We start from the raw sequence: 22,282 nt of genomic DNA on the forward strand, positions 1-22,282 counted from the left end.
GGGCCCGCGAGCCGGAACACGTCATCCGGTGTCATACACTGGAGAGGTTGTCCGGTCACACGTGCGGAGGAGGCGATCGAGATCTCGACGATGTCTGATCAGACCGTGAGGAAGTCGTCCATCGGTCGCACGGTGAAGGCCTACATCACGCTCACCAAGCCGCGTGTCCTCGAGCTCCTGCTCGTGTCGACCGTGCCGGTGATGTTCCTGGCGCAGGGGGGACTGCCGAACCTGTGGCTCGTGTTGGCGACCGTCATCGGCGGTTCGTTGAGCGCCGGTTCCGCCGCATCCTTCAACATGTACCTCGATCGCGACATCGATGCGCACATGCACCGCACCGAGAACCGTCCGCTGGTCACAGGCGAGGTCAGCCCTCGCGGTGCCCTGGTCTTCTCGTGGACACTCGCCATCGCCTCGACCGTCTGGCTGCTCGCCACGACCAACTGGCTCACGGCGGCCCTCTCGGCCACGGCGATCTTCTTCTACGTCGTGATCTACACGATCATCCTGAAGCGCCGCACCGAGCAGAACATCGTGTGGGGCGGCATCGCGGGCTGCTTCCCGGTGCTGATCGGCTGGTCCGCGGTCACCGGTTCGCTCGACTGGCCGGCATTCATCCTCTTCCTCCTCGTCTTCCTCTGGACGCCGCCGCACTACTGGCCGCTGTCGATGAAGTACAAGGACGACTACGAGGACGTCGACGTCCCCATGCTCGGCGTCACGCGCAACGCCTCGCAGGTCGGCCTCCAGGTGATCCTCTACGCGTGGGCGACCGTCGCCTGCTCGCTCCTGCTGGTACCGATCGCGAACATGGGCCTCGTGTACACGATCTCCGCTGCGGTCTTCGGCGGATGGTTCATCTACGAGTCGCACCGCCTCTACAACCGTGCGGTCCACGGCACCGAGCCGCGTCCGATGCGCGTGTTCCACGCCTCGATCACCTACCTGACGCTGATCTTCGTCGCGGTCGCGGTCGACCCGCTGCTCCCGTTCTGACACTGATTCAGAACGACGAAGCGGCGCCGAGGAATTCCTCTCCGCCGCTTCGTCGTTTCCCGCCCGGTGGTCGATCAGCGGGTGAGCGAGGGTGAGCCGTCCGGGTTCGCGTCGGTGGCCGGGGCGTCGTCTCTGGTGACCTCGTCTTCGTGAACGACATCTTCGGTTGCGGGGGTCGTGTCCGCAGACGGGGTCGTGGCGACGGGAGCGGGCGTCTCCTCAGCCTCGACGGTCCAGTCGATGGCCTCGACGACCGCCGGTGCCGGTGCAGGGACGAGCGATCGCGCGGCGACGAGCGTGAGCGTCAGCAGGATGCCGACGATTCCGGCCGCGAGCACTCCGGCACCCACCACGACGAGCGACTGGCCGACGTAGACCTCGACGCCGGTGGCCGTGCCATCGAGCAACGTGGTCGTCATCGTGCCGATCTGACCCGAGATCAACCAGGCGCCGACCGCCGTGGTGGCGAGGGAGACGACCAGGAGGAGCCAGAACCCCATGCTTCGTGTGAGTGACTTGTTCATGTCGCCCACCCTCGCGGATGCGCTGATGAGTCCGCGATGTGAAAGCTATGGAACGACTGTGCGGGCCCTCAGGCGTCGACGGGTACCGGACGCTTGAGGCGCAGCACCACGACGGTGTAGGCGGCCGCCGAGAGCGAGGCCAGGACCATGTGGATGCCGACGAGCAGCGGGGGGAGTCCTTCTCTGGCCTGCCAGATGCCGACCCCGACCTGCACGAGGATCGCCAGCACGAGCACGAGCAGCCAGCGTCGAGGCTCCAGGCGCAGCACCCAGGCGGAGACCGTCAGGAACAGGACCAGCGCCGCGAGGATGTAGCCCGGCCACGAGTGCACGTGCGCGAGCACGGTCGCGTCGAACCCGTGGCGCAGCACGTCGGCATCGCCGGAGTGCGGACCGGATCCGGTCGTCAGCACACCGAAGACGATCGTGACAGCCAGGGCGAGACCGGTCACGTGGGTGACGGCGGCGAACCAGGCGGGCACGGCGCGCTCGCGAGGTCCGGGCGAGGTCTTCAGGCGTACGAGGAAGGCCGCCGTGATGCAGACGAGCAGCAGGGAGGACGTGTAGTGGAAGCCCACGATGAAGGGGTTGAGGCCGGTCAGGACCGTGATGCCGCCGACGAGCGCCTGGGCCACCACGCCGATCAGGGTGAGCCACGCGAGCAAGACGAGGTCGCGTCGGGCGGGAGTAGTGCGCACCGAGCGCACGGCTGCAGCGATGACGGCGACCAGCAGGACGGCGAGGGCGATCGGCGAGGCGGGGAAATGCAGGGGAGTGGCGATGGCGAACGTTGCGACAGCCGCGACGATCCCACCCAGTGCGAACCAGAGGGCGTTGACCAGGCCGCGCTTTCCGCTGAACAGATGCAGGACCAGCAGCACGACCGCCAGGGCGATGATGCCGACGACGCCCGTCATCAGTCGATTGCCGAACTCGATGATCCCGTGGATGCCCTGCACCTCGAGGATCGGCACGAGGGAGTCCGGGGTGCACAGCGGCCAGTCCGAGCACCCGAGGCCCGAGCCGGTGAGCCGCACGGCCCCGCCGGTGCCGATGATGATCGTCTCGCTGATGAACGACAACCACGCGAAGACCGTCAACGCACGACCCCAGGACGAGGAACGAGGGGGGACCCCCTGCGTCGTCGAGGTGGCGGGGATCATCGTGTCGGGCATAAGTCCTCCGGACCGCACGAGACGCGGCGGGCATGGCCCGTCTGTCAGGCGGAACCTGTAGAATCGGATTGTTGCGATGAGCGCTGACAGCGCTGAAGCATCGTCAACAGTTTAGGCGCGATGGAAGCGCCGGTGATGAGGGCCCACCAACGGCACCCGCTCCCGCAGGCTCGACGGGGATCAGGTGTGTCGGGGCGGATGACACCGTTTGGGACCTGTGAGGAGAGTGTTGGATGTCGGATGTGCTGATCGACCGCCCGGAGCTTGACGGTCTGGGGGTGTACGAATTCGGCTGGCACGATGAGGATGCTGCGGGTGCCATCGCGAAACGCGGTATCTCCGAAGACGTCGTCCGTGGGATCTCGGGCCTCAAGAACGAACCCGAATGGATGCTGAAGACCCGCCTCAAGGGGTACCAGCTCTTCGGGCGCAAGCCGATGCCGACCTGGGGTGCAGACCTCAGCGAGATCGACTTCGACAACATCAAGTACTTCGTCCGCTCCACCGAGAAGCAGGCGCAGACGTGGGAAGACCTTCCCGCCGAAATCCGTGAGACCTACGAGCGCCTCGGCATCCCCGAGGCCGAGCGTCAGCGCCTCGTGGCCGGCGTCGCGGCGCAGTACGAGTCCGAGGTCGTCTACCACCAGATCCGTGAGGACCTGGAGCAGCAGGGTGTCATCTTCATGGACACCGACACCGCGCTGCGCGAGCACCCCGAGTTCTTCGAGGAGTACTTCGGCACCGTGATCCCCGCCGGCGACAACAAGTTCGCAGCTCTCAACACGGCCGTGTGGTCCGGCGGCTCGTTCGTCTACGTTCCCAAGGGCGTGCACGTCGAGATCCCGCTGCAGGCGTACTTCCGCATCAACACCGAGAACATGGGTCAGTTCGAACGCACGCTGATCATCGCCGACGAGGACAGTTACGTCCACTACATCGAGGGCTGCACGGCTCCGATCTACAAGTCGGACTCCCTGCACTCGGCCGTCGTCGAGATCATCGTGAAGAAGAACGCCCGCGTTCGCTACACGACGATCCAGAACTGGTCGAACAACGTCTACAACCTGGTCACCAAGCGCGCCGTGGCGTACGAGGGCGCGACCATGGAGTGGGTGGACGGCAACATCGGCTCCAAGGTGACGATGAAGTACCCGTCGATCTACCTGATGGGCGAGCACGCCAAGGGCGAGACGCTGTCGGTCGCCTTCGCCGGTCCCGGTCAGCACCAGGACGCCGGCGCGAAGATGATCCACATGGCCCCGTACACGCAGTCGTCGATCGTCTCGAAGTCGATCGCCCGCGGTGGAGGACGCGCCGGTTACCGCGGCGAGGTGCGAGTGGATGCTGCGGCACACCACTCCGCGAACACCGTGCGGTGCGACGCCCTGCTCGTGGACACCAAGTCCCGCTCCGACACCTACCCGGCGATCGACATCCGTGTCGACGACGTGCAGCTCGGCCACGAGGCCACGGTCTCGAAGGTGAGCGAGGAGCAGCTGTTCTACCTGCAGTCCCGCGGCATGCCAGAGGACGAGGCGATGGCGATGATCGTGCGCGGCTTCATCGAGCCGATCGCGCGTGAGCTGCCCATGGAGTACGCGATGGAACTGAACAAGCTCATCGAGATGGGCATGGAAGGATCGGTCGGCTAGTGACGGCCTCGACGACAGCGCCTGCCGAGGCGCAGCACAGCAACGCGCCCGAAGGCGCGCACATCGACCCGGCGGCCCAGGTCGCCGCCGCGGGCTTCGTCCCGGTGCAGACCCGCTCGGAGCGGCCGCACTCCTTCGAGCCCGCCGACTTCGGTGCCCCGACAGGGCGCGAGGTCAACTGGAAGCACACCCCGGTCGCGCAGCTCACCTCGCTGTTCGAGGTGGCGTCGCCGAACGACGGTGTCAGCTACACGTACGGCGCGGGGGAGCAGTACATCGCCGCTCCGCTCGCCATCGGTGCGGCTCCCCGTGGCGAGGTCTTCCTCGCGGAAGACGTGACGGCCGCCGTCGCGTGGCAGGGGAGCACCGAGGCACTCCACGTGCGCATCCCGCGCGAGGAAGAGGTCGCCGAGCCTGTCTTCATCTCCATCGCGGGTCTCGGAGCGCAGCGCCGTGCCGACGCGCACATCGTGATCGAGGCACTGGAGCACAGCTCTGCGACGGTCGTGCTCCAGCACACCGGTTCCGCGCAGTACGCGCAGAACGTCGAGATCATCGTCCGCGACGGCGCGAAGCTCACGGTCATCAGCCTTCAGCAGTGGGAGGACGACGCGGTTCACGCGGCCGCACACCAGGCTCGGGTCGGCGCCGATGCGACGCTCAAGCACTTCGTCGTGAGCTTCGGCGGCGGCATCGTGCGCGTCAACCCGAACGTCGAGCTGGCCGGCGCCGGTTCCGAGGGCTACCTCTACGGCCTCTCCTACGCAGACGCCGGGCAGCACCTCGAGAGCCAGGTGTACCTGCACCACAAGGGCCCGCACACCAAGGGCGACGTCCTCTACAAGGGCGCGCTGCAGGGTCAGGGCGCGCACAGCGTCTGGATCGGCGACGTCCTCATCGGCGCCGACGCGACGGGCACCGACTCTTACGAGGCGAACCGCAACCTCGTCCTCACCGAAGGTGCACGCGCCGACTCGATCCCGAACCTCGAGATCGAGACGGGCGACATCCTCGGTGCCGGTCACGCGAGCGCCACCGGTCGTTTCGACGACGAGCAGCTGTTCTACCTGCAGGCACGCGGTATCACCGAGGAAGAGGCGCGACGCCTCGTCGTGCTCGGATTCCTCACCGACATCGTGCAGCGCCTGGGCATCCCCGCACTCGAGGCCGAGCTGCTCGCAGCCATCGAGACGGAGCTCGCCGAGGTGAGTGCATGACCGCCGAGCGCGTCTGCGGCGTCGCCGACCTGGAACAGGACATGCCTCTGCGCGTGGACCCGGGCGGCGTGCCCATCACGGTGATCAAAGACGGCGAGGGTGTCATCCACGCCATCGGCGACACCTGCACCCACGGCGACATCTCGCTGTCCGAGGGCTTCGTTGAGGGTGACACGGTGGAGTGCTGGGCACACGGCTCCGCCTTCTCGCTGCTCACCGGCAAGCCCCAGAATCTCCCCGCTTATGAGCCCGTCCCGGTCTATGTCGTCCAGATCGACGGCGATGACGTGCTCATCGATCCGACTGTGATTAAGGAAGTCTGAAGAATGTCTGTTCTCGAGATCCGCGACCTGCACGTGACGGTCGAGACCGAGGCGGGGACCACCCCGATCCTCAACGGAATCAACCTCACCATGAACACCGGTGAGACCCACGCCATCATGGGCCCCAACGGCTCCGGCAAGTCGACCTTGGCCTACACGATCGCCGGTCACCCCAAGTACACGGTGACCTCGGGATCCATCACGTTCGACGGCCAGGACGTCCTGGAGATGAGCGTCGACGAGCGGGCCCGCGCCGGCCTGTTCCTCGCGATGCAGTACCCGGTCGAGATCCCCGGCGTCACGGTGACGAACTTCCTCCGCACGGCCAAGACGGCGCTCGACGGCGAAGCACCGGCGATCCGCGGCTGGACCAAGGACGTCAAGGCGGCCATGTCGAACCTGCGCATGGACCCGAAGTTCGCGCAGCGCAACGTCAACGAGGGCTTCTCCGGTGGCGAGAAGAAGCGCCATGAGATCCTGCAGCTCGAGGTGCTGAAGCCGAAGTTCGCGATCCTCGACGAGACCGATTCCGGCCTCGACGTCGACGCGCTCAAGATCGTCTCCGAGGGTGTCAACCGCGCGAAGGAGTCCACTGGACTCGGCGTGCTGCTGATCACGCACTACACCCGCATCCTCCGCTACATCCGCCCCGACTTCGTCCACGTGGTCGTCGCGGGCAAGATCGTCGAAGAGGGCGGCCCCGAGCTGGCAGACCGGCTGGAGAACGAGGGATACGACCGTTTCCTCGACCCTGCAGCTCCGATCGAGGCGTAGGCTGATCGCATGACAGCGACCCTCACGGACGAGAAGTACGACGCGGTCACCGAGGCCCTCAAAGACGTGATGGATCCCGAGCTCGGGATCAACGTCGTCGACCTCGGCCTCATCTACGATCTCGCTTGGGATGACGAGAACGACGCTCTCGTCATCCACATGACGCTGACCAGTGCCGGATGCCCGCTCACCGACGTCCTCGAGGACCAGACTGCTCAGGCTCTGGACAACGTCGTCGATCGCTTCCGGATCAACTGGGTGTGGATGCCGCCGTGGGGTCCGGAGAAGATCTCCGACGATGGGCGCGACATGATGCGCGCCCTCGGCTTCGCGATCTGACCCGCGCAGGAGCATTGCCGGAAGGCGTTGTCGGCGCGCGTCGGATCGGATGACACCGCGACGGCGCGTGTCGGAACCTCGGGAGAGAGAATGCTTCAGGTGAAGGCCCTGCCTCTGGCGGAGCTCCGCGAGCGCAGCAGCGAGAAGTGGCGGGAGTACCCCGCAGACGTCCTGCCGTTGTTCGTCGCGGAAACCGACTTCCCGCTGGCTCCGGCCATCTCGACGGCGTTGCAGCGTGCCGTCGAGATTGGCGACACGGGATACATCGCCTCGCGGACCCCGTTGGCCGAGTCGTTCGCGTCCTTCACGTCCCGACGCTACGGGTGGGAGCCTGATCCCGCTCGGATGCGCAGCACGGCGGACGTGAGCATGGGGATCGTCGAGATCCTCCGTCGCGTGACCCAGCCGGGAGAGCGCATCGTCGTCACGCCGCCGGTGTACCCGCCTTTCTGCGATCTGGTGGCCGAGGCCGGTGCAGAGGTGGAGCGTGTACCGCTTCGCGATACCGGAACCGGGTGGGAGCTCGATCTCGACGGCATCCGCACGGCGTTCGATGACGGCGCGACCGCGATCCTGCTCTGCAACCCGCACAACCCCACCGGCACCGTGCATGACCGCGACAGCCTCGCTGCTCTCGCGGAGTTGGCCGACGAGTTCGGCGTCGCGGTGGTCTCGGACGAGATCCATGCCCCGCTCGCTCAGCCGGGCACGGGGTTCACCCCGTTCCTCGCCGTGAACGATGCCGCGCAGCGGGTGGGCTACGCCGTGGTGAGCGCGAGCAAGGCGTTCAACCTCGCCGGGCTCAAGTGCGCTCTCATGGTCACGGCCGACGACGAGACGAGTGCCGTCGTGCGCGGGCTTCCGGTCGAGGTGGAGTGGCGTACCGGGCAGTTCGGTCTGCTCGCCGCTGTCGCCGCCTTCTCTGAGGAGAGCGACGCCTGGCTCGATGGACTGCTGCGCACTCTCGACGAGAACCGGGTGCTGCTCGAAGACCTTCTCGCCGCGCGCCTCCCCGGCGCGCGCTATCGCCTCCCCGACGCCGGGTACCTCGCGTGGATCGACCTCTCCGCGCTGGGATGGGGAGACAATCCCGCGCGGCGCATCCTCAAGGACGCCAAGGTCGCCCTGCACTTCGGGCCGGCCTTCGGTGCGGAGGGCGCGGGCCACGTGCGGTTGAACTTCGGCACCAGCCCGGAGATCCTCACCGAGGCCATCGAGCGCATCGCGGCGCTCGTCGGTCGATGACCGCCCCGGCCGACGCCGCGACGATCTGGGACCGCCAACGCATCTGGGTGACCCTCGGCGCGGTCGCGCTGATCTTCCTCGGGGCGATCGAAGCCCTCGCGGTCACCACCGTGATGCCGATCGTGAGCGCAGCGCTGAACGGTGAGTCTCTGTTCGCCGTCGCCTTCGCCGGCACTCTGGCGACGAGTGTGATCGGCATGGTCGCGACCGGAGCATGGTCGGATGCCCGCGGACCGCGCGGTGCCCTGTACGTCGCCGTGACCCTCTTCATCATCGGCCTGCTGCTCTCCGGCTTCGCCGTCACGATGCATCAGTTCCTGATCGGACGACTCGTCCAGGGCCTCGGGACCGGAGGGCAGACGGTCGCACTGTACGTCGTGGTCGCCCGGCTGTATCCGCCGCATCTGCACGGTCGGATTTTCGCTGCCTTCGCCGCGGCATGGGTCGTGCCGTCGATGGTCGGTCCCTTCCTCGCCGGTGCGGTCGCCGAGTATCTCGACTGGCGCTGGGCGTTCCTCGGCGTGGCGGTGCTCACGGCTGCGGCATTCCTGATGATCGCCGTCCGTCTTCGCGGTGTGGACCTCGGCCGCGGCACCCCGCAGGACCGCAAGACGCTGATCGTGCGGCTGGTGCTGGCGGTGGTGGTCGCGGTCTTGGCCGTCGTGGTCGGCTTCTCGGCGGATCTGCAGCCCTCGATGAGGTGGCCGGTGGCGCTCGGCGCCGTGCTGGCTATCGGATTCGCCGTGATGCCGCTGTTGCCGCGGCGCACACTCCGCGCCGGAGCGGGGCTCCCCAGCGTGGTGCTGATGCGGGGAATCGTGGCCGGGGCCTTCTTCGCGGCTGAGGCGTACATCCCGTATCTGCTGATGAAGAAGTTCGACTTCACCGCGACATGGGCGGGCATCGCCCTGATGCTCGCGGCGCTGGCCTGGGCAGGCGCCTCGGCTCTGCAGGGGCGATTCGGGGAGCGGTTGGGGAATCACCGCATCACGACGATCAGCCTGAGCTCGCTGCTCATCGCCATGCTGTGCGTGCTCACGGCCGCGGTGTTCGATGTCTCGGCCGCCGTGGTCGTGGTGGGCTGGGCGTTCGCCGGGGGCGGGATGGGGCTGCTCTATCCTCGTCTCACGGTGCTGACGCTGGCCTACTCGGACGATACCGACCAGGGGTTCAACTCCTCGGCGCTGTCCATCTCGGATGCGTCCGGATCGGCCGTCGCCATCGCCCTCGCCGGGCTCGGCGTCGCGACCCTCGGCGGCGGGGCAGGGGCGTTCAGCGCGGTGTTCGCGTTCTGTATCGTCCTCGTCGTGCTGGCTCTGGTGCCCGGTCTCAGGCTCGGGCACGCGGCGGAGTCGGCGGCGCGCTGATCACTCCGGCGAGGGCGGTGACCCCGAGCTCGAAGACGCGATCGAGGCCGGCGGTGACATCGACGTCGTCGGAGTCCGGCAGGGCGCCGTGGCTGTCGGCGTGCATGCGCTGCTGCACGAGCGTGGCATGGCCGAGCACGAAGTGCAGGATCGCGGCGCTCAGATCCTCCACATCGGCGGCACCCTGCGTGCGCAGCGCATCGGCCAACGCGGTCTGCGCCTGCGAGGAGCCGAGCTGGAGCGCGTACGTGCTGAGGACCAGCTCCGCGCCGTCGCGGTAGGTGAAGAGCGCGTCACGGATGCCCCGCGCCGTCGCCACGACGTCGGTCGGCTCGCTCGGGATCGTCGCGGTGATCCGATCGGCCAGCTCCGCGAGCAGCTCCTGCTTGTTCGCGAAGTGCCAGTAGAGCGCGCTCGGCTGCACGTCGAGGCCTGCCGCGATACGCCGCATCGAGAGGTCTGCCAGCCCCACCTCGTCGAGCAGAGCGAGGGCACTCCTGGCCACGCTGTCGCGGTCGTGACGTGCGGGATTGGGCTCAGGGCTCATGCTCCGATTATAGTGAACGACGTTCAGGTGAACAGTGTTCAGGTGAGACGCGTGGAGAGGCCCAAGGTGACGACATCCCCTCAGATCGGTATCGCTCCGATCAGCCTCGACCGGGTGTCGGTGCAGATCGACGGTCGTCGGGTGCTGCACGACGTCAGCGCCGAGCTCACAGCGGCGACCATCGCCGTGATCGGGGCGAACGGGTCCGGCAAGTCGACCTTTGCGAGAGTGCTGAACGGCCTCATCGCGCCCCACAGTGGTTCGGTGTCGGTACACGGGCTCGACACGGTGCGTGAGCGTGCCGCGGTGCGCAGACTCGTGGGCTTCGTGTTCACCAACCCGGATGCGCAGATCCTCATGCCGACCCCTGCCGAAGACCTCGCGCTGTCGTTGCGCGGCCTCCCGAGGAAGGAGATCGCCGAACGCGTCAGACAGGCCCTCCAGGCGCACGGACTGGAGGCACATGCGGAGATGCCCGCGTCGAGCCTGTCCGGCGGGCAGAAGCAGATGCTCGCGCTGGCCTCGGTGCTGATCGCGGCGCCGAGGATCATCGTCGCGGACGAGCCGACGACACTCCTCGATCTGCGCAACGCCCGCCGCATCGGCGACCTCCTGCTCGCCCAGCAGGCTCAGGTCGTGGTGGTGACGCACGACCTCGATCTCGCGGCCCGCTGCGACACCGCGCTGCTCTTCGAGGACGGACGGATCGTCGCCTCGGGTCCGCCACCGACGGTGATCGCGGCATATCGTCAGGCGTGCGCGTGATCGCGCTGTACCGCCCGGGAACAGGGATACTCCATCGCCTCCCCGCCGGGGTCAAGCTCGCTGCGCTCGCGCTAGGGGCTCTCCTTCTCTCGCTGTATCCTCACGACCCGGTCAGCATCGCCGTCTCGCTCCTGATCGTCGTCGGGCTCTACGGCGTGAGCGGGATGCCGCTCCGCGTGCTCCTGGTCGAGATGTGGCGACTGCGGTGGATCGTCCTCGTCCTCACCGCCGCCCTGGTGATCTTCGTGTCGCCGGTGGCCGCGTGGATCAGCACAGGAAGGGTCCTGGCGGTGCTGCTCCTGGCCAGCCTGCTCACGCTCACCACCCGGATGGCAGACCTTCTCGAGGTGTTGCACCGGCTCCTGCGGCCGCTGCGCAGGGTCGGGGCGGACCCGGAGGCGATGGCGCTGACGATATCGCTGACCCTCGCCACCATCCCGGTGATCGCCGGGTTCGCCGCACGCGTCCGGGAGGCTGAGCAGGCGCGTGACGTGCGCCTGGGCGTCCGCACCGTAGTGCCCCTGCTCGTGCTCGCGCTCACGCATGCGGATGAGGTCGGAGACGCACTGGCGGCGAGGGGCATGGGCTGACTCAGGCCGGCACGAGCCTGGCGGTGGGGGATGCCGACTGAGACGCCGCCCCTGCGGAGGAAAGCGACGACAGCCGCAGGGAGGCCGCGATCAGTGCGATCGCGATCAGCGCGGTCGCGACCGAGGTGCCGAGAGCCAGGAGCAGCACGATGCCGACGAGGCCGCTCAGGGTTCCCACGACGAGACGACGCATCGAGGACGTCGCCGGGGGTGCGGGCTGCGATTCGAATCGCGTGAACGCGACGGCTACGAGGGCCGTCAGAGCGATGGCGGTCGCGAGCCAGAGCGGGCGCCCGGCCCACCAGCCCGCGCTGTCCAGCGCCGGCAGCGTCATGCCGGTCATGAGGGCGAACACGGCGGTGGAGCCGGCCATGAGCAGCAGCACCGGCATGTGCCACAGGTAGATCGTCATCGTGCGCGCCGTGACGAACCCGGTGAACGTGGCGACCCGCGGGCGACGGCTGAACCGCTCGAGACGCTCACGGTGCAGCGACAGCAGGCTGGTGTGGGCGACGCCGACCAGCAGGAGCGCAGCCGTGGGCGGGTTGATGTTGGCGATCAGGTCGGGGGAGTAGATCCCGAAGGCGAACGTCGCCACCAGCGTCAGGAGGGCGGCGATGCCTGCAGCGGCACGGACGCGTCTGCTGAGGCGGTCGATACTGCCGTCGGCGAGGAAGAAACCGAGCTGCTGGAGGGTCATCCACACGAAGGCGAGGTTCAGGAAGCCCAGGCCTTCGAGCCCGGAGGCCGCCCGAAGTACGTCGACGGCGATCGCGGTGAGGGCCAGGGCGCCGATGGTCCGCAGGGGCGCGCGCTCGTGAGAGGCGGCGAGGAGGGGGAGCAACGCCTGGCAGAGGAGGAAGACCCCCAGGAACCAGAGCGGCTGCCCGTAGCGGAAGCCGGCCGTCGCGATCAGGTCGGCAGGGACGCCCGAGACTGTGAGCAGGGCGAGCGCGAGTCCGATGACGGCGATCGTGAAGATCGCCGGACGCAGCAGGCGGTGCACGCGGCCGGCGACGAAGCCGATAGCCGTTCCTCCGCGCTGACGCATCCGCTGATAGGCGAGGAGTCCGGAGAAGCCTCCGATCACGAAGAACAGCGGCATCACCTGCAGGAACCAGCTGAGCGGTGCGATCCATGCCGTTTCGTCGCTGGCGTTGTCGAAGACCGGGCCGGACTCGCCGACGGTGACGCCGACCATGATCGCGTGCAGGAGGACGACGCCGAGGACGCAGAGGGCCCGGAGGAAGTCGATCCCGGTGTCACGGGATGCGCGCGGGGGAGCCGTGGTGCTGACGGCGCGCGGTGCCTGGACGATGGTCATGAGTCCTCCTCGGAAGCGGTGTTCCAGGAGACTATGGACGCGGTGCAGGCGGAGGCATCACCCTCGGGTGCTGTTGCGACCCCCTACGACGGGGTGAGTCAGGATGAGGGCTCTACGAGTCCGGTGTCGTAGGCGAGGATCACGGCGTGCACGCGGTCGCGCAGGTTCAGCTTCGCGAGCACCTTGCCGACGTGCGTCTTCACGGTCTGCTCCGCGATGAAGAGCTCGGCGGCGATCTCCGTGTTGGAGCGTCCTCGACCGATGAGCACGAGCACCTCGCGCTCCCGATCGGTGAGGTCGGCCAGGGTTGTCGCCGAACGCGGTGCCCGGGGGCGACGGCCGGCGAACTGCTCGATCATGCGACGGGTCACACTGGGGGCGAGCAGCGCATCTCCACCTGCGACGACCCGTACCGCGTGCACGAGTTCCTCCGGTAGTGCGTCCTTCAGCAGAAACCCGCTGGCACCGGCCTCGAGGGCGTCGTACACGTAGTCATCGATGTCGAACGTCGTCAGCATCAGTATCCGGGGCACGTGCGCCGCGGGGTAGGCGGGGCCGAGGATGCGCCGAGTCGCCTCGATCCCATCCAGCTCGGGCATGCGCACGTCCATGAGGATCACGTCGGGATCGAGACGCGCCGCCAGGGTGACCGCCTCCGCACCGTTGGCGGCCTGCCCCGTGACGCGGATGCCGTCGTGGGCATCGAGGAGCGCAGCAAAGCCTGCTCGTACCATGGCCTGATCGTCGGCGATGAGCACGCTGATCGTCACGGGTTCTCTTTCTCGAGGGGGGTGGACAGTGCTGGGCTCCTCAGCGACGGGGCCGCGGTCGTGTCGGCGGCGACACCGGCGTCGAGGGGGAGCACGGCGTCGACATTCCACCCGCCGTCCGGCGCCGGTCCTGCGGAGAGGCTTCCGCCGAGGATCTCTGCGCGCTCGCGCATTCCGCGGAGGCCGTAGCCGCCGCCATGACCGTCCGGGCTGCGTGGTGGTGCGGCGCTGTGCACCAGGATGCGGAGAGTGCGGGCCTCCGCGCGCACACGCACGGAGATCCGCGCACCCGGGGCGTGGCGGACGGCGTTGCTCAACGCCTCCTGGACGATGCGGAACGCGGCGATCTGCACGGCGGGGGTGGCCGAGGCGGCGGTCTCGCCGCCCTCCAGCAGGAGTCCGACCTCGACGCCGGCGCGGCGGATGCTGTCGACCAGGGCAGGGATGTCGTCGATACCCTGCTGGGGCGCGAGCTCGGCACTCTGGTCCTCGGTGCGGAGCACGCCGAGCATGCGGCGCATCTCGGTGAGTGAGCCCCGGGCGGTCGCCGCGATGTCGTCGAACTCGGCGATCGCCGCATCGTCGAGCTCGGGGATCCGGTACTTCGCGGTCGAGGCCTGCACCTGGATCACGGACATGCTGTGCGCCACCACGTCGTGCAGCTCTCTGGCGATCTTCGTGCGCTCCTCCACGAGAGCGCGTCTGGCCTCCTCGAGCGCGCTGTGCTCCTTCTCGCGTGTCAGCTCGGCGGCCACTCTGGCGCGCCCGGCGATGAGCGCCGCGATGAGGAACATGGCGGAGGCGACGGCCGTCGTCACGATGAGGTCGGCTGTGGCGCTCGCGGATGACTCCGGCAGCGCCACCATGTCGGGACGAAGCAGAGGCGCGAGAAGAGAAGCGATCGCCCCGAGGATCAGTGCGAAGGCGCCGAGCCGTGCGCCGTGCAGGAACGTGAGCACACCGACGAACAGGACGAACGTCAGGAGCGCGGGGACGGACCAGGGCCACGGGGAGCGGATCGCCAGTTCCGGCACGACCGTGAGCGGAAGGGCGAGCGCCCCGGCGGTGAACAGCCCGATGGCCCAGCGGGGGTGCGAGATCGACAGCAGCGGAGAGACGCACAGAGCCGCGCCGAGGATGAACGACAGGGGCAGCGGAGTGCCGTACAGCACGCTCTGCAGCGACACCAGCACCGAGAACAGCGCCACGACCGCCGCACACAGCGCAATGAAGGCGGAGGTGCGGCGGCTGATCCGTGGTCGGCGAGGTGAGCGCTCGCGGCGGCGTGCCATGACAGTCATCCTGCCAGCTGCGGGGTCGGCACACGGCGTCGACGGGCTGCGGCGATCCTGTCGATCACGAAGCCGACGACCAGCGCGATGGCGATGCCGAGCCCGGCGCTGAGCAGAGGTTGATCCTTGATCCAGGCGCCGGCGAGCAGACCGATGGCCAGGCTGAACACGCTCCAGCTGACTCCGGCGATCAGGCTGAGCGGGAGGAAACGCCGCCAGGGGAAGTCGAGGGCCCCGGCCGTCATGTTGACGGCGACCCGTCCGACGGGAATGTACCGGGCGCCGAGGATCAGGGTGGCGCTGCGGCGATCGAGTGCGCATTGAGCATGTGCGAACGCCGCAGCGACCCGTGGCCGTCGCATCCACGCGAAGCGGGTGGTGCCCAGCCCGCGGCCGATGAGGAAGGCGATGTTGTCGCCGATGGCCGCGCCGATCGCGGCGACGGCACCGAGCAGCAGCAGATTCCCCTCGCCGGTGGAGGCGGTGACGGCCGCCGCGGCCACGAGCACGGTCTCGCTGGGGATCGGGGGGAAGAAGCCGTCGATGATGGTGACGGCGAACAGCACCAGATACAGCCAGGGCGACGCGATCGCCTGCATGATGAGCTCGTTGAGGATGTCCACTCCCGCACGTTATGCGGCAGGCGATGGCACAGGCATCCCTCTGAGGTATCGGGACGCTCACTCTCCGGGCTGATCTTGCTGACCGCGACGCCCGGCTACGACGCTTATACTGGGAGGCTGGCCGATCGGCCGAACAACCTCCCCGAAAGAACGGACGTCCGCTGTGCTTGCCGTGCACGACCTCGAGATCCGCGTTGGCGCGCGCCTGCTGATGGAGAACGTCTCGTTCCGCGTCGCCGACGGAGACAAGATCGGACTCGTCGGCCGCAACGGGGCCGGAAAGACCACGCTCACCAAGGTGCTCGCGGGCGACGTGCTGCCCTCCGGCGGAAGTGTGACCCGCTCCGGCGAGCTCGGCTACCTGCCGCAGGACCCCCGTTCGGGCAACCCCGAAGACCTCGCGCGCACCCGCATCCTCGATGCTCGCGGGCTCGGTCAGCTCAACCTCGGCATGACCGAGGCCGCGCTCGCGATGGGCTCCGACGACCCGGCGGTGGCCGACAAGGCGATGAAGCGCTATGCCCGCCTCACCGAGCAGTTCGAGGCACAGGGCGGCTATGCGGCAGAGGCCGAGGCCGCCTCCATCGCCAACAACCTGTCGCTTCCCGACCGCATCCTCGACCAGCCGCTGTCGACGCTCTCCGGTGGTCAGCGTCGCCGCATCGAGCTCGCCCGCATCCTGTTCTCCGACGCCGAGACGATGATCCTCGACGAGCCGACGAACCACCTCGACGCCGACAGCGTCGTGTGGCTGCGGGAGTTCCTCAAGGGCTACAAGGGTGGACTGATCGTGATCAGCCACGATGTCGAGCTGGTCGGCGAGACGGTGAACCGCGTGTTCTACCTCGACGCCAACCGCCAGAGCATCGACACCTACAACATGAACTGGAAGAACTACCTGCGCCAGCGGGTGGCCGATGAGGAGCGCCGCAAGAAAGAGCGTGCGAACGCCGAGAAGAAGGCGACGACCCTGCAGCTGCAGGCCGCACGCTTCGGGGCGAAGGCCTCGAAGGCCGCTGCTGCGCATCAGATGATCGCGCGCGCCGAGAAGCTGCTCGCGGGGCTCGACGAGGTGCGCCAGGAAGACCGGGTCGCGAAGCTGCGCTTCCCGAAGCCGGCGCCCTGCGGCAAGACGCCGATGATGGCGTCCGGCCTGTCGAAGTCGTACGGATCGCTCGAGATCTTCACCGATGTCGACCTGGCCATCGATCGCGGTTCCAAGGTGGTCGTGCTCGGTCTCAACGGTGCGGGCAAGACCACGCTGTTGCGCATGCTCGCCGGTGTCGACCAGCCGGACACGGGGCAGCTGGAGCCGGGGCACGGTCTCAAGGTCGGGTACTACGCGCAGGAGCACGAGAACCTCGATGTGAACCGCTCGGTGCTGGAGAACATGGTCTCGGCCGCTCCGCACATCACCGAGACCGAGGCCCGCAAGGTGCTGGGGTCGTTCCTGTTCACGGGCGACGATGTGCTCAAGCCCGCCGGAGTGCTCTCCGGTGGAGAGAAGACGCGTCTGTCGCTTGCGACGCTCGTCGTCTCGTCCGCGAACCTGCTGCTGCTCGACGAGCCGACCAACAACCTCGACCCCGCCTCCCGCGAGGAGATCCTCGGTGCGCTCGCGCACTACGAGGGCGCTGTCGTGCTCGTCTCGCATGATCCGGGCGCCGTGCAGTCGCTCAACCCCGAGCGCGTGCTCATCCTGCCCGACGGTGTCGAGGACATCTGGAGCCAGGAGTACCAGGACCTCATCGAGCTCGCCTGATCCCTTCGCGGGGTTGTGTGGATCCGCAGAGTATTCGTGGCATAGTCGGGACCATGTCGATTGCGCAACCCCCGTCCTTGTCAGACATCAGGGAGTGGTTGCGTGCGCAGCCTTCCCTCACCGGCGCCGCGCCGACGCTCGACCTCGCAGAGCTTCCCGAGGATCCTGAGCCGCTCTTCGTCGAGTGGATCGGGGAGGCGGCCGAGAGCGGGGTCGCAGAGCCGCACACGGCCACACTGGCGACGGTGGACGATGACGGCATACCGGATGCGCGGACACTGATCCTCAAGAACGTCGATGCGGAGGGATGGTCGTTCGCCGGGGCGCGCTCTTCCCGCAAGAGCCAGCAGATCGCTGCGCGCCCCGCCGCGGCGTTGAACTTCTGGTGGCAGCCGCTCCGGCGAGCCGTTCGCGTGCGAGGAATGATCCGAGAAGCTTCTCCGGTGGAGAGCGCCGCAGATCTCGCCGCGCGCTCGGCCGAGGCCCGCGGTGGCATCGCGCCGGGGGAATGGGTTCTCTGGAGGATCGTTGCGACGCGAGTCGAGTTCTGGCAGGGATCAGCGGACCGGAACCATAACCGGATCATCTATCGTCGCGCGGAGGGTGGCTGGCAACGCACCGTGACGGGCTCGATCACCGGCGTGGAGAGCGATCAGATCGTCGACGGACGTGCATGAGTGACTGTCAGATGGTCGAGATCGGGGCGCTCGAGGAATGGCGCCCCCACCACGGTGGCTTCGACGTCTCGCGATGAACGGCGCTGGCTCTGTCTCCGCAGCGGCTGCACCGATCAGCGCACGTCGAGCAGTTCGTCCTCGACGTCGGCATCGTGGTCCTTGCGACGCGACTTCCTGACCGGGGCCGGCGCGCCCTCGACCTCTTCGCGGTGCTTCACGATTTCCGTGCGGATGATGTATCCGATGAAGATGAAGCCCATCAGGGCGAAGAGAATCCACTGGATCGCGTACGACAGATGGGGACCGGGATCGTCGGTGGGGGAGTCGAATCCACCCAGGGCGCCGTCCCCTGCCGGTTCCTCGCTGATCACTCGTCCGTAGGCGCTCGTGATCACATCGCCGTCGACGAGCGTCGCGATCGACGGCAGGTTGATGGTCGGGACCTGTCCTTCGGGTGCCCCGCGACCCGAGGCCGGAAGCTGCTCGCCCGGGCGAAGTCGCACCGTGACCTCGGCTTCCCCGGAGGGAGGGGCCGGCACCGAATCCGGGGCATCGCCGTCGCCGGGCGGCACCCAGCCGCGATCGACGATGAAGATGCGTCCATCGGCGTCACGGAACGGCACCAGCACCTCGAAAGCACTGGTCCCACCGTGAGGGCGGTTCCTGACCAGTAGCTGCTGTTCCGCCAGGTATTCGCCCTTCAGGACCACCGGGCGCCACTCATCGGCCGGATCGAGCGCGCCGTCGTCTCCGATGAGATCGGCCAGGGGGACGGGGTCGGCGTCGTAGTTCTGCTCGACGAGCTCGATCTGCGCAGCGCGGGATTCGTTCCGCTCGAACTGCCAATGCGACAGGAACACGCACGCGACCCCGAATCCGATCGCGATGAGCACGTAGATGACCCACCGGGTCAGTCGTCGGCTCATGCCGGAACTCCGTCTCGAACAGTCACCGGGAACTCACGTGCTGCGAGGTAGTCGCGGAGGTACTCGACATGCTCATCGCAGGCCAGCCAGATCTTCTCCCGATCAATGGCATGGATCCGAGGATTACGCCACACGACCTGTCTGGTCGCCGCGCTCCGGCACCCGGCGCGCGAGCATTCGAGCTGTGTCATCGGTCCTTGGGGCCTTCATGGATCGTGAACACCGGCGGGGTCGTCGCCTCGGGCTCGATCGGAACCGGTCCCGGCGCTTCCAGCTCCTGCAAAGGCGACTCCGCCGTGGCTTCGGTGCTGTCGCTGCCCGCGTTCGCGAACACCACGGCGATGTACGGAAGCACGGCCGCCGAGATCCCGAAGACCCAGGTGTACCACCCGTAGGGCTGGACGAGCACCATGAGTGCGAAGCACACGATGCGGATGGTCATCGTCAGGACATATCGGCGCACGCGATGGTCAGCCTCGTCCTGCGGAGACTGCGGCAGGGAGGTGACGGCCGGGACTTGACGCGCGTTCTTCACGATGCCTCAAGCCTACGCCGCTGCCGACCCGTCGGCGTGCCCCTTCTGCGGCGGATCAGCGGGAGAAGATGAAGGGCAGGCTGAACGCTCCGACGAACAGGAAGCTGATGATGATGCCTATGAGGGTGAATGCGGCGATCGCGATCATCGCGTAGCCGAGGATCAGTCCGGCGATGGCCATGCCTCGACCGCCGATGTCGGGATCACGCCGGGTCTGCCCGAGCGCCATGTGACCGGTGATGACGGCTGCGATCGACGCCAGCACCGGAATGATGGCCCAGACGAGCACGACTCCGGCGATGCCGCAGATCAGCGAGGTGATCGCGAGTCCACTCGTGGGGCGCGGGGCCGGGACTGCGGGGTAGACCGGTGCGCCGTAGGGCGCATATGCAGGCGGGGTCGTCGGGCTGTACGCCGGCGGGACGGGCTGGTTCTGCGCCGGCTGCGGGGCGGGCTGCACCGGATACGCGGGAAGGGCCGGCACGACGGGGAAGGCAGCCGGAGCGGGCGGCCGAGGCGGAATGCGTGGTGGCTCGCCGGCAGGAGGGGGAGTGCGGTTGTCGCTCACGGTGAAGCCTTTCGTCTCGATCAGAGTTCCAGCACCGTCCGTGCCTGTCAAACGCCGGGAGGTGGTCGGGCGGGGCATCGTCGGTAGGATCGATGACGGCTCGGGAACTCGGGCCACCGGCCCAGAGCAGGAGTGTCCCCATGAGCGCTGAGCGCGTCGTCCTCGTCACCGGCGGAAACCGCGGTATCGGCCGCGCGATCGCGGAGCGCTTCGTGCGGGACGGGTACCGCGTCGCGGTCACCGCCCGCAGCGGCGAAGGGCCGGAGGGAACGCTCACCGTCCGCGCGGACGTCACGGATGCTGCTGCCCTCGACGCCGCGTTCACCGAGGTGGAGCAGCAGCTCGGTCCGGTCGAGATCGTCGTCGCCAACGCCGGCATCACGAAGGACACCCTCCTCATGCGCATGAGCGAGGACGACTTCGACAGCGTGGTCGCCACGAACCTGGGAGGAACGTTCCGCGTCGTCAAGCGTGCCTCGAAGGGCATGCTCCGCGCGCGGTTCGGCCGCATCATCCTGATCTCGAGTGTCGTGGGGCTCTACGGTTCCGCCGGGCAGGCGAACTACTCCGCATCGAAGAGCGCCCTGGTCGGCTTCGCCCGCTCGATCACGCGTGAGCTCGGGGCCCGCGGGATCACGGCCAACGTCGTCGCTCCGGGCTTCATCGAGACGGACATGACCGCGGAACTGCCCGAGGAGACCCAGAAGCAGTACAAGGCGAGCATCCCGGCGGCACGATTCGCGACCCCCGATGAGGTCGCGGGCGTGGTGACCTGGCTCGCGGGTGATGACGCCGGCTACATCTCGGGCGCGGTCATCCCCGTCGACGGCGGACTCGGGATGGGGCACTGATCCCGAGGTCGAATCTCAGCGTGCGATCGCCGCGTTGAGGAGTTCCGCGAGCCTCTCGGGAACCGAGAACTGCGGCCAGTGACCGGAGCCGATGCGCACGACCTCGGCGTCGTCGATCGCACGGTACTCGGCGGCGTAGGCGCCCCACTGGTCGATCATCCCCTCGAACGCGGCCTGATCCAGGCCACCCATCAGCAGCGTCACCGGCACTCGGTACCGCGCAGGATTCACCAGCGCGATGGCGTCGGTGGGCACTCTGGCGGGAACACTGCGGGTGAGCGGCGCCGTACGCGCTCGCGTCGAGTCGTCGAGATCGATGACGTCCTCGTCGGGGAAGAAGTCCCAGCCGGGGAAGGGCACCACACCGTCGACGACCTCGAACTCGCTGATCCCGCTCCCGGCCGGCGGCGGAGCGGTGTCGACGAAGATGACACGGCTCACGCGCTCGGGGCGCGCATCGGCCACGCCCCACGCGACGTTCCCGCCGCCGCTGTGACCGACCACCACGACGTCTCCTGACAGAGCGTCCACGGCGGACACCGCTGCCGCGATCCAGCGCGCGATGCCGATCTCGGCAGACGTCGACGCGGGGTCATCGAGTCCGGGCAGGGTGAGCGGATGCGCGCGATGCCCTGCCTCTTCGAGCGCGGGGACCACCTCTTCCCAGCTGGATGCGTCGAGCCAGAGGCCGGGGATGAGCAGGATGTCCATGAACCGACGCTAGCGGTGGCGCCGGGCTTTCTCCAGGCTTCGGTCTACGGCAGCAGTGCGATGACCTCGGCAAGATCCTGCGGGCCGATCACGAGGCTGGCGGCCGCGCGCACGGCGGGCTTGGCGTTGAAGGCGATGCCGAGGCCTGCCACCGCCATCATCTGCAGGTCGTTCGCGCCGTCGCCGATCGCGATGGTCGCCCTGGGGCCGACGCCGAGCTCTGCGGCCCATTCCCGGAGCGAGGATGCCTTCGCGGCGCCGTCGACGATGTCGCCGTCGACCCGGCCGGAGAGCACGCCGTCTGCGACGTCGAGGCGGTTCGCTCGCCAGCGATCGACGCCGAGCTCGGGGGCGACGCTGTCGAGGATCTCGTGGAAGCCTCCCGAGACGACGCCGACGACACCTCCGCGGTCGTGGACGGCCGCGGTGAGTTCACGTACCCCGGGGGTGGGCTCGATCCGCGCCCGGACACGCTCGAACGCCGAGACGGGAACGCCTTCGAGTGCCGCCACCCGGGAGCGCAGGCTCGTCGCGAAATCGACCTCGCCGCGCATCGCCGCCTCGGTAGCGGCCTGCACTTCGGCGCGCCGTCCGGCTTCGTCGGCAAGCAACTCGATCACCTCATTGCGGATGAGGGTGGAATCGGCATCGAGGACGACGAGGAAACGCGCGGCAGTCACCCGTCGAGCCTAGCGATCACCGGGACGGTCGGCGTGCTCCGTGACGCAC

At 68.1% G+C, this 22,282-nt stretch carries 26 protein-coding genes; 13 read left to right on the forward strand and 13 right to left on the reverse strand.

Annotated features, from left to right (window positions below):
- The first annotated feature begins 75 nt into the window (after positions 1-75).
- The gene (locus ASD13_RS07580) at positions 76-996 is read left to right on the forward strand and encodes a heme o synthase (RefSeq protein ID WP_371861307.1); all 921 of its coding nucleotides are present in this window, start codon (positions 76-78) and stop codon (positions 994-996) included.
- 74 nt (positions 997-1,070) lie between these two features.
- Here the strand turns inward: ASD13_RS07580 and ASD13_RS07585 are convergent, their stop codons facing one another.
- Complete coding sequence (locus ASD13_RS07585; RefSeq protein WP_235562497.1) at positions 1,071-1,520, reverse strand: hypothetical protein; 450 nt, start codon at positions 1,518-1,520, stop codon at positions 1,071-1,073.
- A gap of 68 nt (positions 1,521-1,588) precedes the next feature.
- The gene (locus ASD13_RS07590) at positions 1,589-2,695 is read right to left on the reverse strand and encodes a COX15/CtaA family protein (RefSeq protein ID WP_055867745.1); all 1,107 of its coding nucleotides are present in this window, start codon (positions 2,693-2,695) and stop codon (positions 1,589-1,591) included.
- A gap of 233 nt (positions 2,696-2,928) precedes the next feature.
- Between ASD13_RS07590 and sufB the strand changes: the two genes are divergently transcribed.
- The 7 genes from sufB to ASD13_RS07625 all read left to right on the forward strand — a co-directional run bounded on the left by sufB (position 2,929) and on the right by ASD13_RS07625 (position 9,612).
- On the forward strand, positions 2,929-4,347 hold the full coding sequence (gene sufB, locus ASD13_RS07595; RefSeq protein WP_055867748.1) for a Fe-S cluster assembly protein SufB: 1,419 nt from the start codon (positions 2,929-2,931) through the stop codon (positions 4,345-4,347).
- Positions 4,347-5,564: a Fe-S cluster assembly protein SufD gene (gene sufD / locus ASD13_RS07600; RefSeq protein WP_055867751.1), complete on the forward strand. Its 1,218-nt coding sequence runs from the start codon at positions 4,347-4,349 to the stop codon at positions 5,562-5,564. Before sufB ends, sufD begins: the two co-directional genes overlap by 1 nt.
- Positions 5,561-5,887, forward strand: a complete 327-nt coding sequence (locus ASD13_RS07605) for a non-heme iron oxygenase ferredoxin subunit (RefSeq protein ID WP_017830403.1) — start codon at positions 5,561-5,563, stop codon at positions 5,885-5,887. Before sufD ends, ASD13_RS07605 begins: the two co-directional genes overlap by 4 nt.
- 3 nt (positions 5,888-5,890) lie before the next feature.
- Complete coding sequence (gene sufC / locus ASD13_RS07610) at positions 5,891-6,661, forward strand: Fe-S cluster assembly ATPase SufC (RefSeq protein WP_017830404.1); 771 nt, start codon at positions 5,891-5,893, stop codon at positions 6,659-6,661.
- Between the two features lie 9 nt (positions 6,662-6,670).
- Positions 6,671-7,000, forward strand: coding sequence for a metal-sulfur cluster assembly factor (locus ASD13_RS07615; protein WP_017830405.1), 330 nt, complete (start codon positions 6,671-6,673; stop codon positions 6,998-7,000).
- A 90-nt stretch (positions 7,001-7,090) separates the two neighbouring features.
- The gene (locus tag ASD13_RS07620) at positions 7,091-8,245 is read left to right on the forward strand and encodes a MalY/PatB family protein (RefSeq protein ID WP_055869144.1); all 1,155 of its coding nucleotides are present in this window, start codon (positions 7,091-7,093) and stop codon (positions 8,243-8,245) included.
- Positions 8,242-9,612, forward strand: a complete 1,371-nt coding sequence (locus tag ASD13_RS07625; protein WP_055867754.1) for an MFS transporter — start codon at positions 8,242-8,244, stop codon at positions 9,610-9,612. The genes ASD13_RS07620 and ASD13_RS07625 overlap by 4 nt, the downstream gene beginning before the upstream one ends.
- Here the strand turns inward: ASD13_RS07625 and ASD13_RS07630 are convergent.
- The gene (locus tag ASD13_RS07630; protein WP_055867757.1) at positions 9,575-10,159 is read right to left on the reverse strand and encodes a TetR family transcriptional regulator; all 585 of its coding nucleotides are present in this window, start codon (positions 10,157-10,159) and stop codon (positions 9,575-9,577) included. The genes ASD13_RS07625 and ASD13_RS07630 overlap by 38 nt on opposite strands.
- A 66-nt stretch (positions 10,160-10,225) precedes the next feature.
- Between ASD13_RS07630 and ASD13_RS07635 the strand changes: the two genes are divergently transcribed.
- The gene (locus tag ASD13_RS07635) at positions 10,226-10,924 is read left to right on the forward strand and encodes an energy-coupling factor ABC transporter ATP-binding protein (protein ID WP_055867760.1); all 699 of its coding nucleotides are present in this window, start codon (positions 10,226-10,228) and stop codon (positions 10,922-10,924) included.
- Positions 10,915-11,514: a CbiQ family ECF transporter T component gene (locus ASD13_RS07640; RefSeq protein WP_235562498.1), complete on the forward strand. Its 600-nt coding sequence runs from the start codon at positions 10,915-10,917 to the stop codon at positions 11,512-11,514. Before ASD13_RS07635 ends, ASD13_RS07640 begins: the two co-directional genes overlap by 10 nt.
- Before the next feature lies 1 nt (position 11,515).
- Here the strand turns inward: ASD13_RS07640 and ASD13_RS07645 are convergent, their stop codons facing one another.
- From ASD13_RS07645 to ASD13_RS07660, 4 genes are all read right to left on the reverse strand, one after another.
- A complete protein-coding gene (locus ASD13_RS07645; protein WP_055867763.1) occupies positions 11,516-12,838 on the reverse strand; it encodes an acyltransferase family protein in 1,323 nt (440 codons plus the stop codon).
- A gap of 98 nt (positions 12,839-12,936) precedes the next feature.
- Positions 12,937-13,608 carry a response regulator gene (locus tag ASD13_RS07650; RefSeq protein WP_055867766.1) on the reverse strand — a complete coding sequence of 224 codons (672 nt, stop codon included), beginning with the start codon at positions 13,606-13,608 and terminating at the stop codon, positions 12,937-12,939.
- Positions 13,605-14,900: a sensor histidine kinase gene (locus ASD13_RS07655; RefSeq protein ID WP_055867780.1), complete on the reverse strand. Its 1,296-nt coding sequence runs from the start codon at positions 14,898-14,900 to the stop codon at positions 13,605-13,607. Before ASD13_RS07655 ends, ASD13_RS07650 begins: the two co-directional genes overlap by 4 nt.
- A gap of 5 nt (positions 14,901-14,905) precedes the next feature.
- Positions 14,906-15,523, reverse strand: a complete 618-nt coding sequence (locus ASD13_RS07660) for a DedA family protein (protein WP_055867783.1) — start codon at positions 15,521-15,523, stop codon at positions 14,906-14,908.
- 163 nt (positions 15,524-15,686) lie between these two features.
- On the opposite strand from ASD13_RS07660, the gene abc-f reads away from it, so the two are divergent.
- Positions 15,687-17,285 carry a ribosomal protection-like ABC-F family protein gene (abc-f, locus tag ASD13_RS07665; protein WP_055867785.1) on the forward strand — a complete coding sequence of 533 codons (1,599 nt, stop codon included), beginning with the start codon at positions 15,687-15,689 and terminating at the stop codon, positions 17,283-17,285.
- Between the two features lie 53 nt (positions 17,286-17,338).
- Positions 17,339-17,962, forward strand: coding sequence for a pyridoxine/pyridoxamine 5'-phosphate oxidase (locus ASD13_RS07670; RefSeq protein WP_200942466.1), 624 nt, complete (start codon positions 17,339-17,341; stop codon positions 17,960-17,962).
- 113 nt (positions 17,963-18,075) lie between these two features.
- Here ASD13_RS07670 and ASD13_RS07675 read toward each other — a convergent pair whose 3' ends face one another.
- Genes ASD13_RS07675 through ASD13_RS07685 form a run of 4 tightly spaced genes read right to left on the reverse strand, consistent with a single transcriptional unit; the run spans position 18,076 to position 19,991 of the window.
- Positions 18,076-18,888 carry an SURF1 family cytochrome oxidase biogenesis protein gene (locus tag ASD13_RS07675; protein WP_055867793.1) on the reverse strand — a complete coding sequence of 271 codons (813 nt, stop codon included), beginning with the start codon at positions 18,886-18,888 and terminating at the stop codon, positions 18,076-18,078.
- Entirely contained in the window at positions 18,885-19,079 is a 195-nt protein-coding gene (locus ASD13_RS17640) for a hypothetical protein (protein WP_082524193.1), read from the reverse strand. Before ASD13_RS17640 ends, ASD13_RS07675 begins: the two co-directional genes overlap by 4 nt.
- Positions 19,076-19,423, reverse strand: coding sequence for a DUF3099 domain-containing protein (locus tag ASD13_RS07680; protein ID WP_082531440.1), 348 nt, complete (start codon positions 19,421-19,423; stop codon positions 19,076-19,078). The genes ASD13_RS17640 and ASD13_RS07680 overlap by 4 nt, the downstream gene beginning before the upstream one ends.
- A gap of 55 nt (positions 19,424-19,478) precedes the next feature.
- Positions 19,479-19,991: a DUF4190 domain-containing protein gene (locus ASD13_RS07685; RefSeq protein ID WP_235562499.1), complete on the reverse strand. Its 513-nt coding sequence runs from the start codon at positions 19,989-19,991 to the stop codon at positions 19,479-19,481.
- Positions 19,992-20,131: 140 nt separating this feature from the next.
- On the opposite strand from ASD13_RS07685, the gene ASD13_RS07690 reads away from it, so the two are divergent.
- A complete protein-coding gene (locus ASD13_RS07690; RefSeq protein WP_017830420.1) occupies positions 20,132-20,842 on the forward strand; it encodes a beta-ketoacyl-ACP reductase in 711 nt (236 codons plus the stop codon).
- A gap of 15 nt (positions 20,843-20,857) precedes the next feature.
- Here the strand turns inward: ASD13_RS07690 and ASD13_RS07695 are convergent, their stop codons facing one another.
- Together ASD13_RS07695 and serB are read right to left on the reverse strand one after the other, a co-directional pair.
- The gene (locus ASD13_RS07695) at positions 20,858-21,553 is read right to left on the reverse strand and encodes an alpha/beta fold hydrolase (RefSeq protein ID WP_055867799.1); all 696 of its coding nucleotides are present in this window, start codon (positions 21,551-21,553) and stop codon (positions 20,858-20,860) included.
- A gap of 44 nt (positions 21,554-21,597) precedes the next feature.
- A complete protein-coding gene (gene serB, locus ASD13_RS07700; protein ID WP_055867802.1) occupies positions 21,598-22,233 on the reverse strand; it encodes a phosphoserine phosphatase SerB in 636 nt (211 codons plus the stop codon).
- Positions 22,234-22,282 lie beyond the last annotated feature (49 nt).

Origin of the sequence: Microbacterium sp. Root1433D1, from assembly GCF_001426835.1 — a bacterium.
In the GTDB taxonomy this organism is placed as follows: domain Bacteria; phylum Actinomycetota; class Actinomycetes; order Actinomycetales; family Microbacteriaceae; genus Microbacterium; species Microbacterium maritypicum.

What these genes read in the sequence shown, in the direction of transcription:
- ASD13_RS07585 (WP_235562497.1), bottom strand. Translation starts at nt 1,520, where the DNA reads ATGAACAAGTCACTCACACGAAGCATGGGGTTCTGGCTCCTCCTGGTC.
- ASD13_RS07590 (WP_055867745.1), bottom strand. Translation starts at nt 2,695, where the DNA reads ATGCCCGACACGATGATCCCCGCCACCTCGACGACGCAGGGGGTCCCC.
- sufB (WP_055867748.1), top strand. Translation starts at nt 2,929, where the DNA reads ATGTCGGATGTGCTGATCGACCGCCCGGAGCTTGACGGTCTGGGGGTG.
- ASD13_RS07605 (WP_017830403.1), top strand. Translation starts at nt 5,561, where the DNA reads ATGACCGCCGAGCGCGTCTGCGGCGTCGCCGACCTGGAACAGGACATG.
- sufC (WP_017830404.1), top strand. Translation starts at nt 5,891, where the DNA reads ATGTCTGTTCTCGAGATCCGCGACCTGCACGTGACGGTCGAGACCGAG.
- ASD13_RS07615 (WP_017830405.1), top strand. Translation starts at nt 6,671, where the DNA reads ATGACAGCGACCCTCACGGACGAGAAGTACGACGCGGTCACCGAGGCC.
- ASD13_RS07620 (WP_055869144.1), top strand. Translation starts at nt 7,091, where the DNA reads ATGCTTCAGGTGAAGGCCCTGCCTCTGGCGGAGCTCCGCGAGCGCAGC.
- ASD13_RS07625 (WP_055867754.1), top strand. Translation starts at nt 8,242, where the DNA reads ATGACCGCCCCGGCCGACGCCGCGACGATCTGGGACCGCCAACGCATC.
- ASD13_RS07630 (WP_055867757.1), bottom strand. Translation starts at nt 10,159, where the DNA reads ATGAGCCCTGAGCCCAATCCCGCACGTCACGACCGCGACAGCGTGGCC.
- ASD13_RS07645 (WP_055867763.1), bottom strand. Translation starts at nt 12,838, where the DNA reads ATGACCATCGTCCAGGCACCGCGCGCCGTCAGCACCACGGCTCCCCCG.
- ASD13_RS07655 (WP_055867780.1), bottom strand. Translation starts at nt 14,900, where the DNA reads ATGGCACGCCGCCGCGAGCGCTCACCTCGCCGACCACGGATCAGCCGC.
- ASD13_RS07670 (WP_200942466.1), top strand. Translation starts at nt 17,339, where the DNA reads ATGTCGATTGCGCAACCCCCGTCCTTGTCAGACATCAGGGAGTGGTTG.
- ASD13_RS07675 (WP_055867793.1), bottom strand. Translation starts at nt 18,888, where the DNA reads ATGAGCCGACGACTGACCCGGTGGGTCATCTACGTGCTCATCGCGATC.
- ASD13_RS17640 (WP_082524193.1), bottom strand. Translation starts at nt 19,079, where the DNA reads ATGACACAGCTCGAATGCTCGCGCGCCGGGTGCCGGAGCGCGGCGACC.
- ASD13_RS07690 (WP_017830420.1), top strand. Translation starts at nt 20,132, where the DNA reads ATGAGCGCTGAGCGCGTCGTCCTCGTCACCGGCGGAAACCGCGGTATC.
- ASD13_RS07695 (WP_055867799.1), bottom strand. Translation starts at nt 21,553, where the DNA reads ATGGACATCCTGCTCATCCCCGGCCTCTGGCTCGACGCATCCAGCTGG.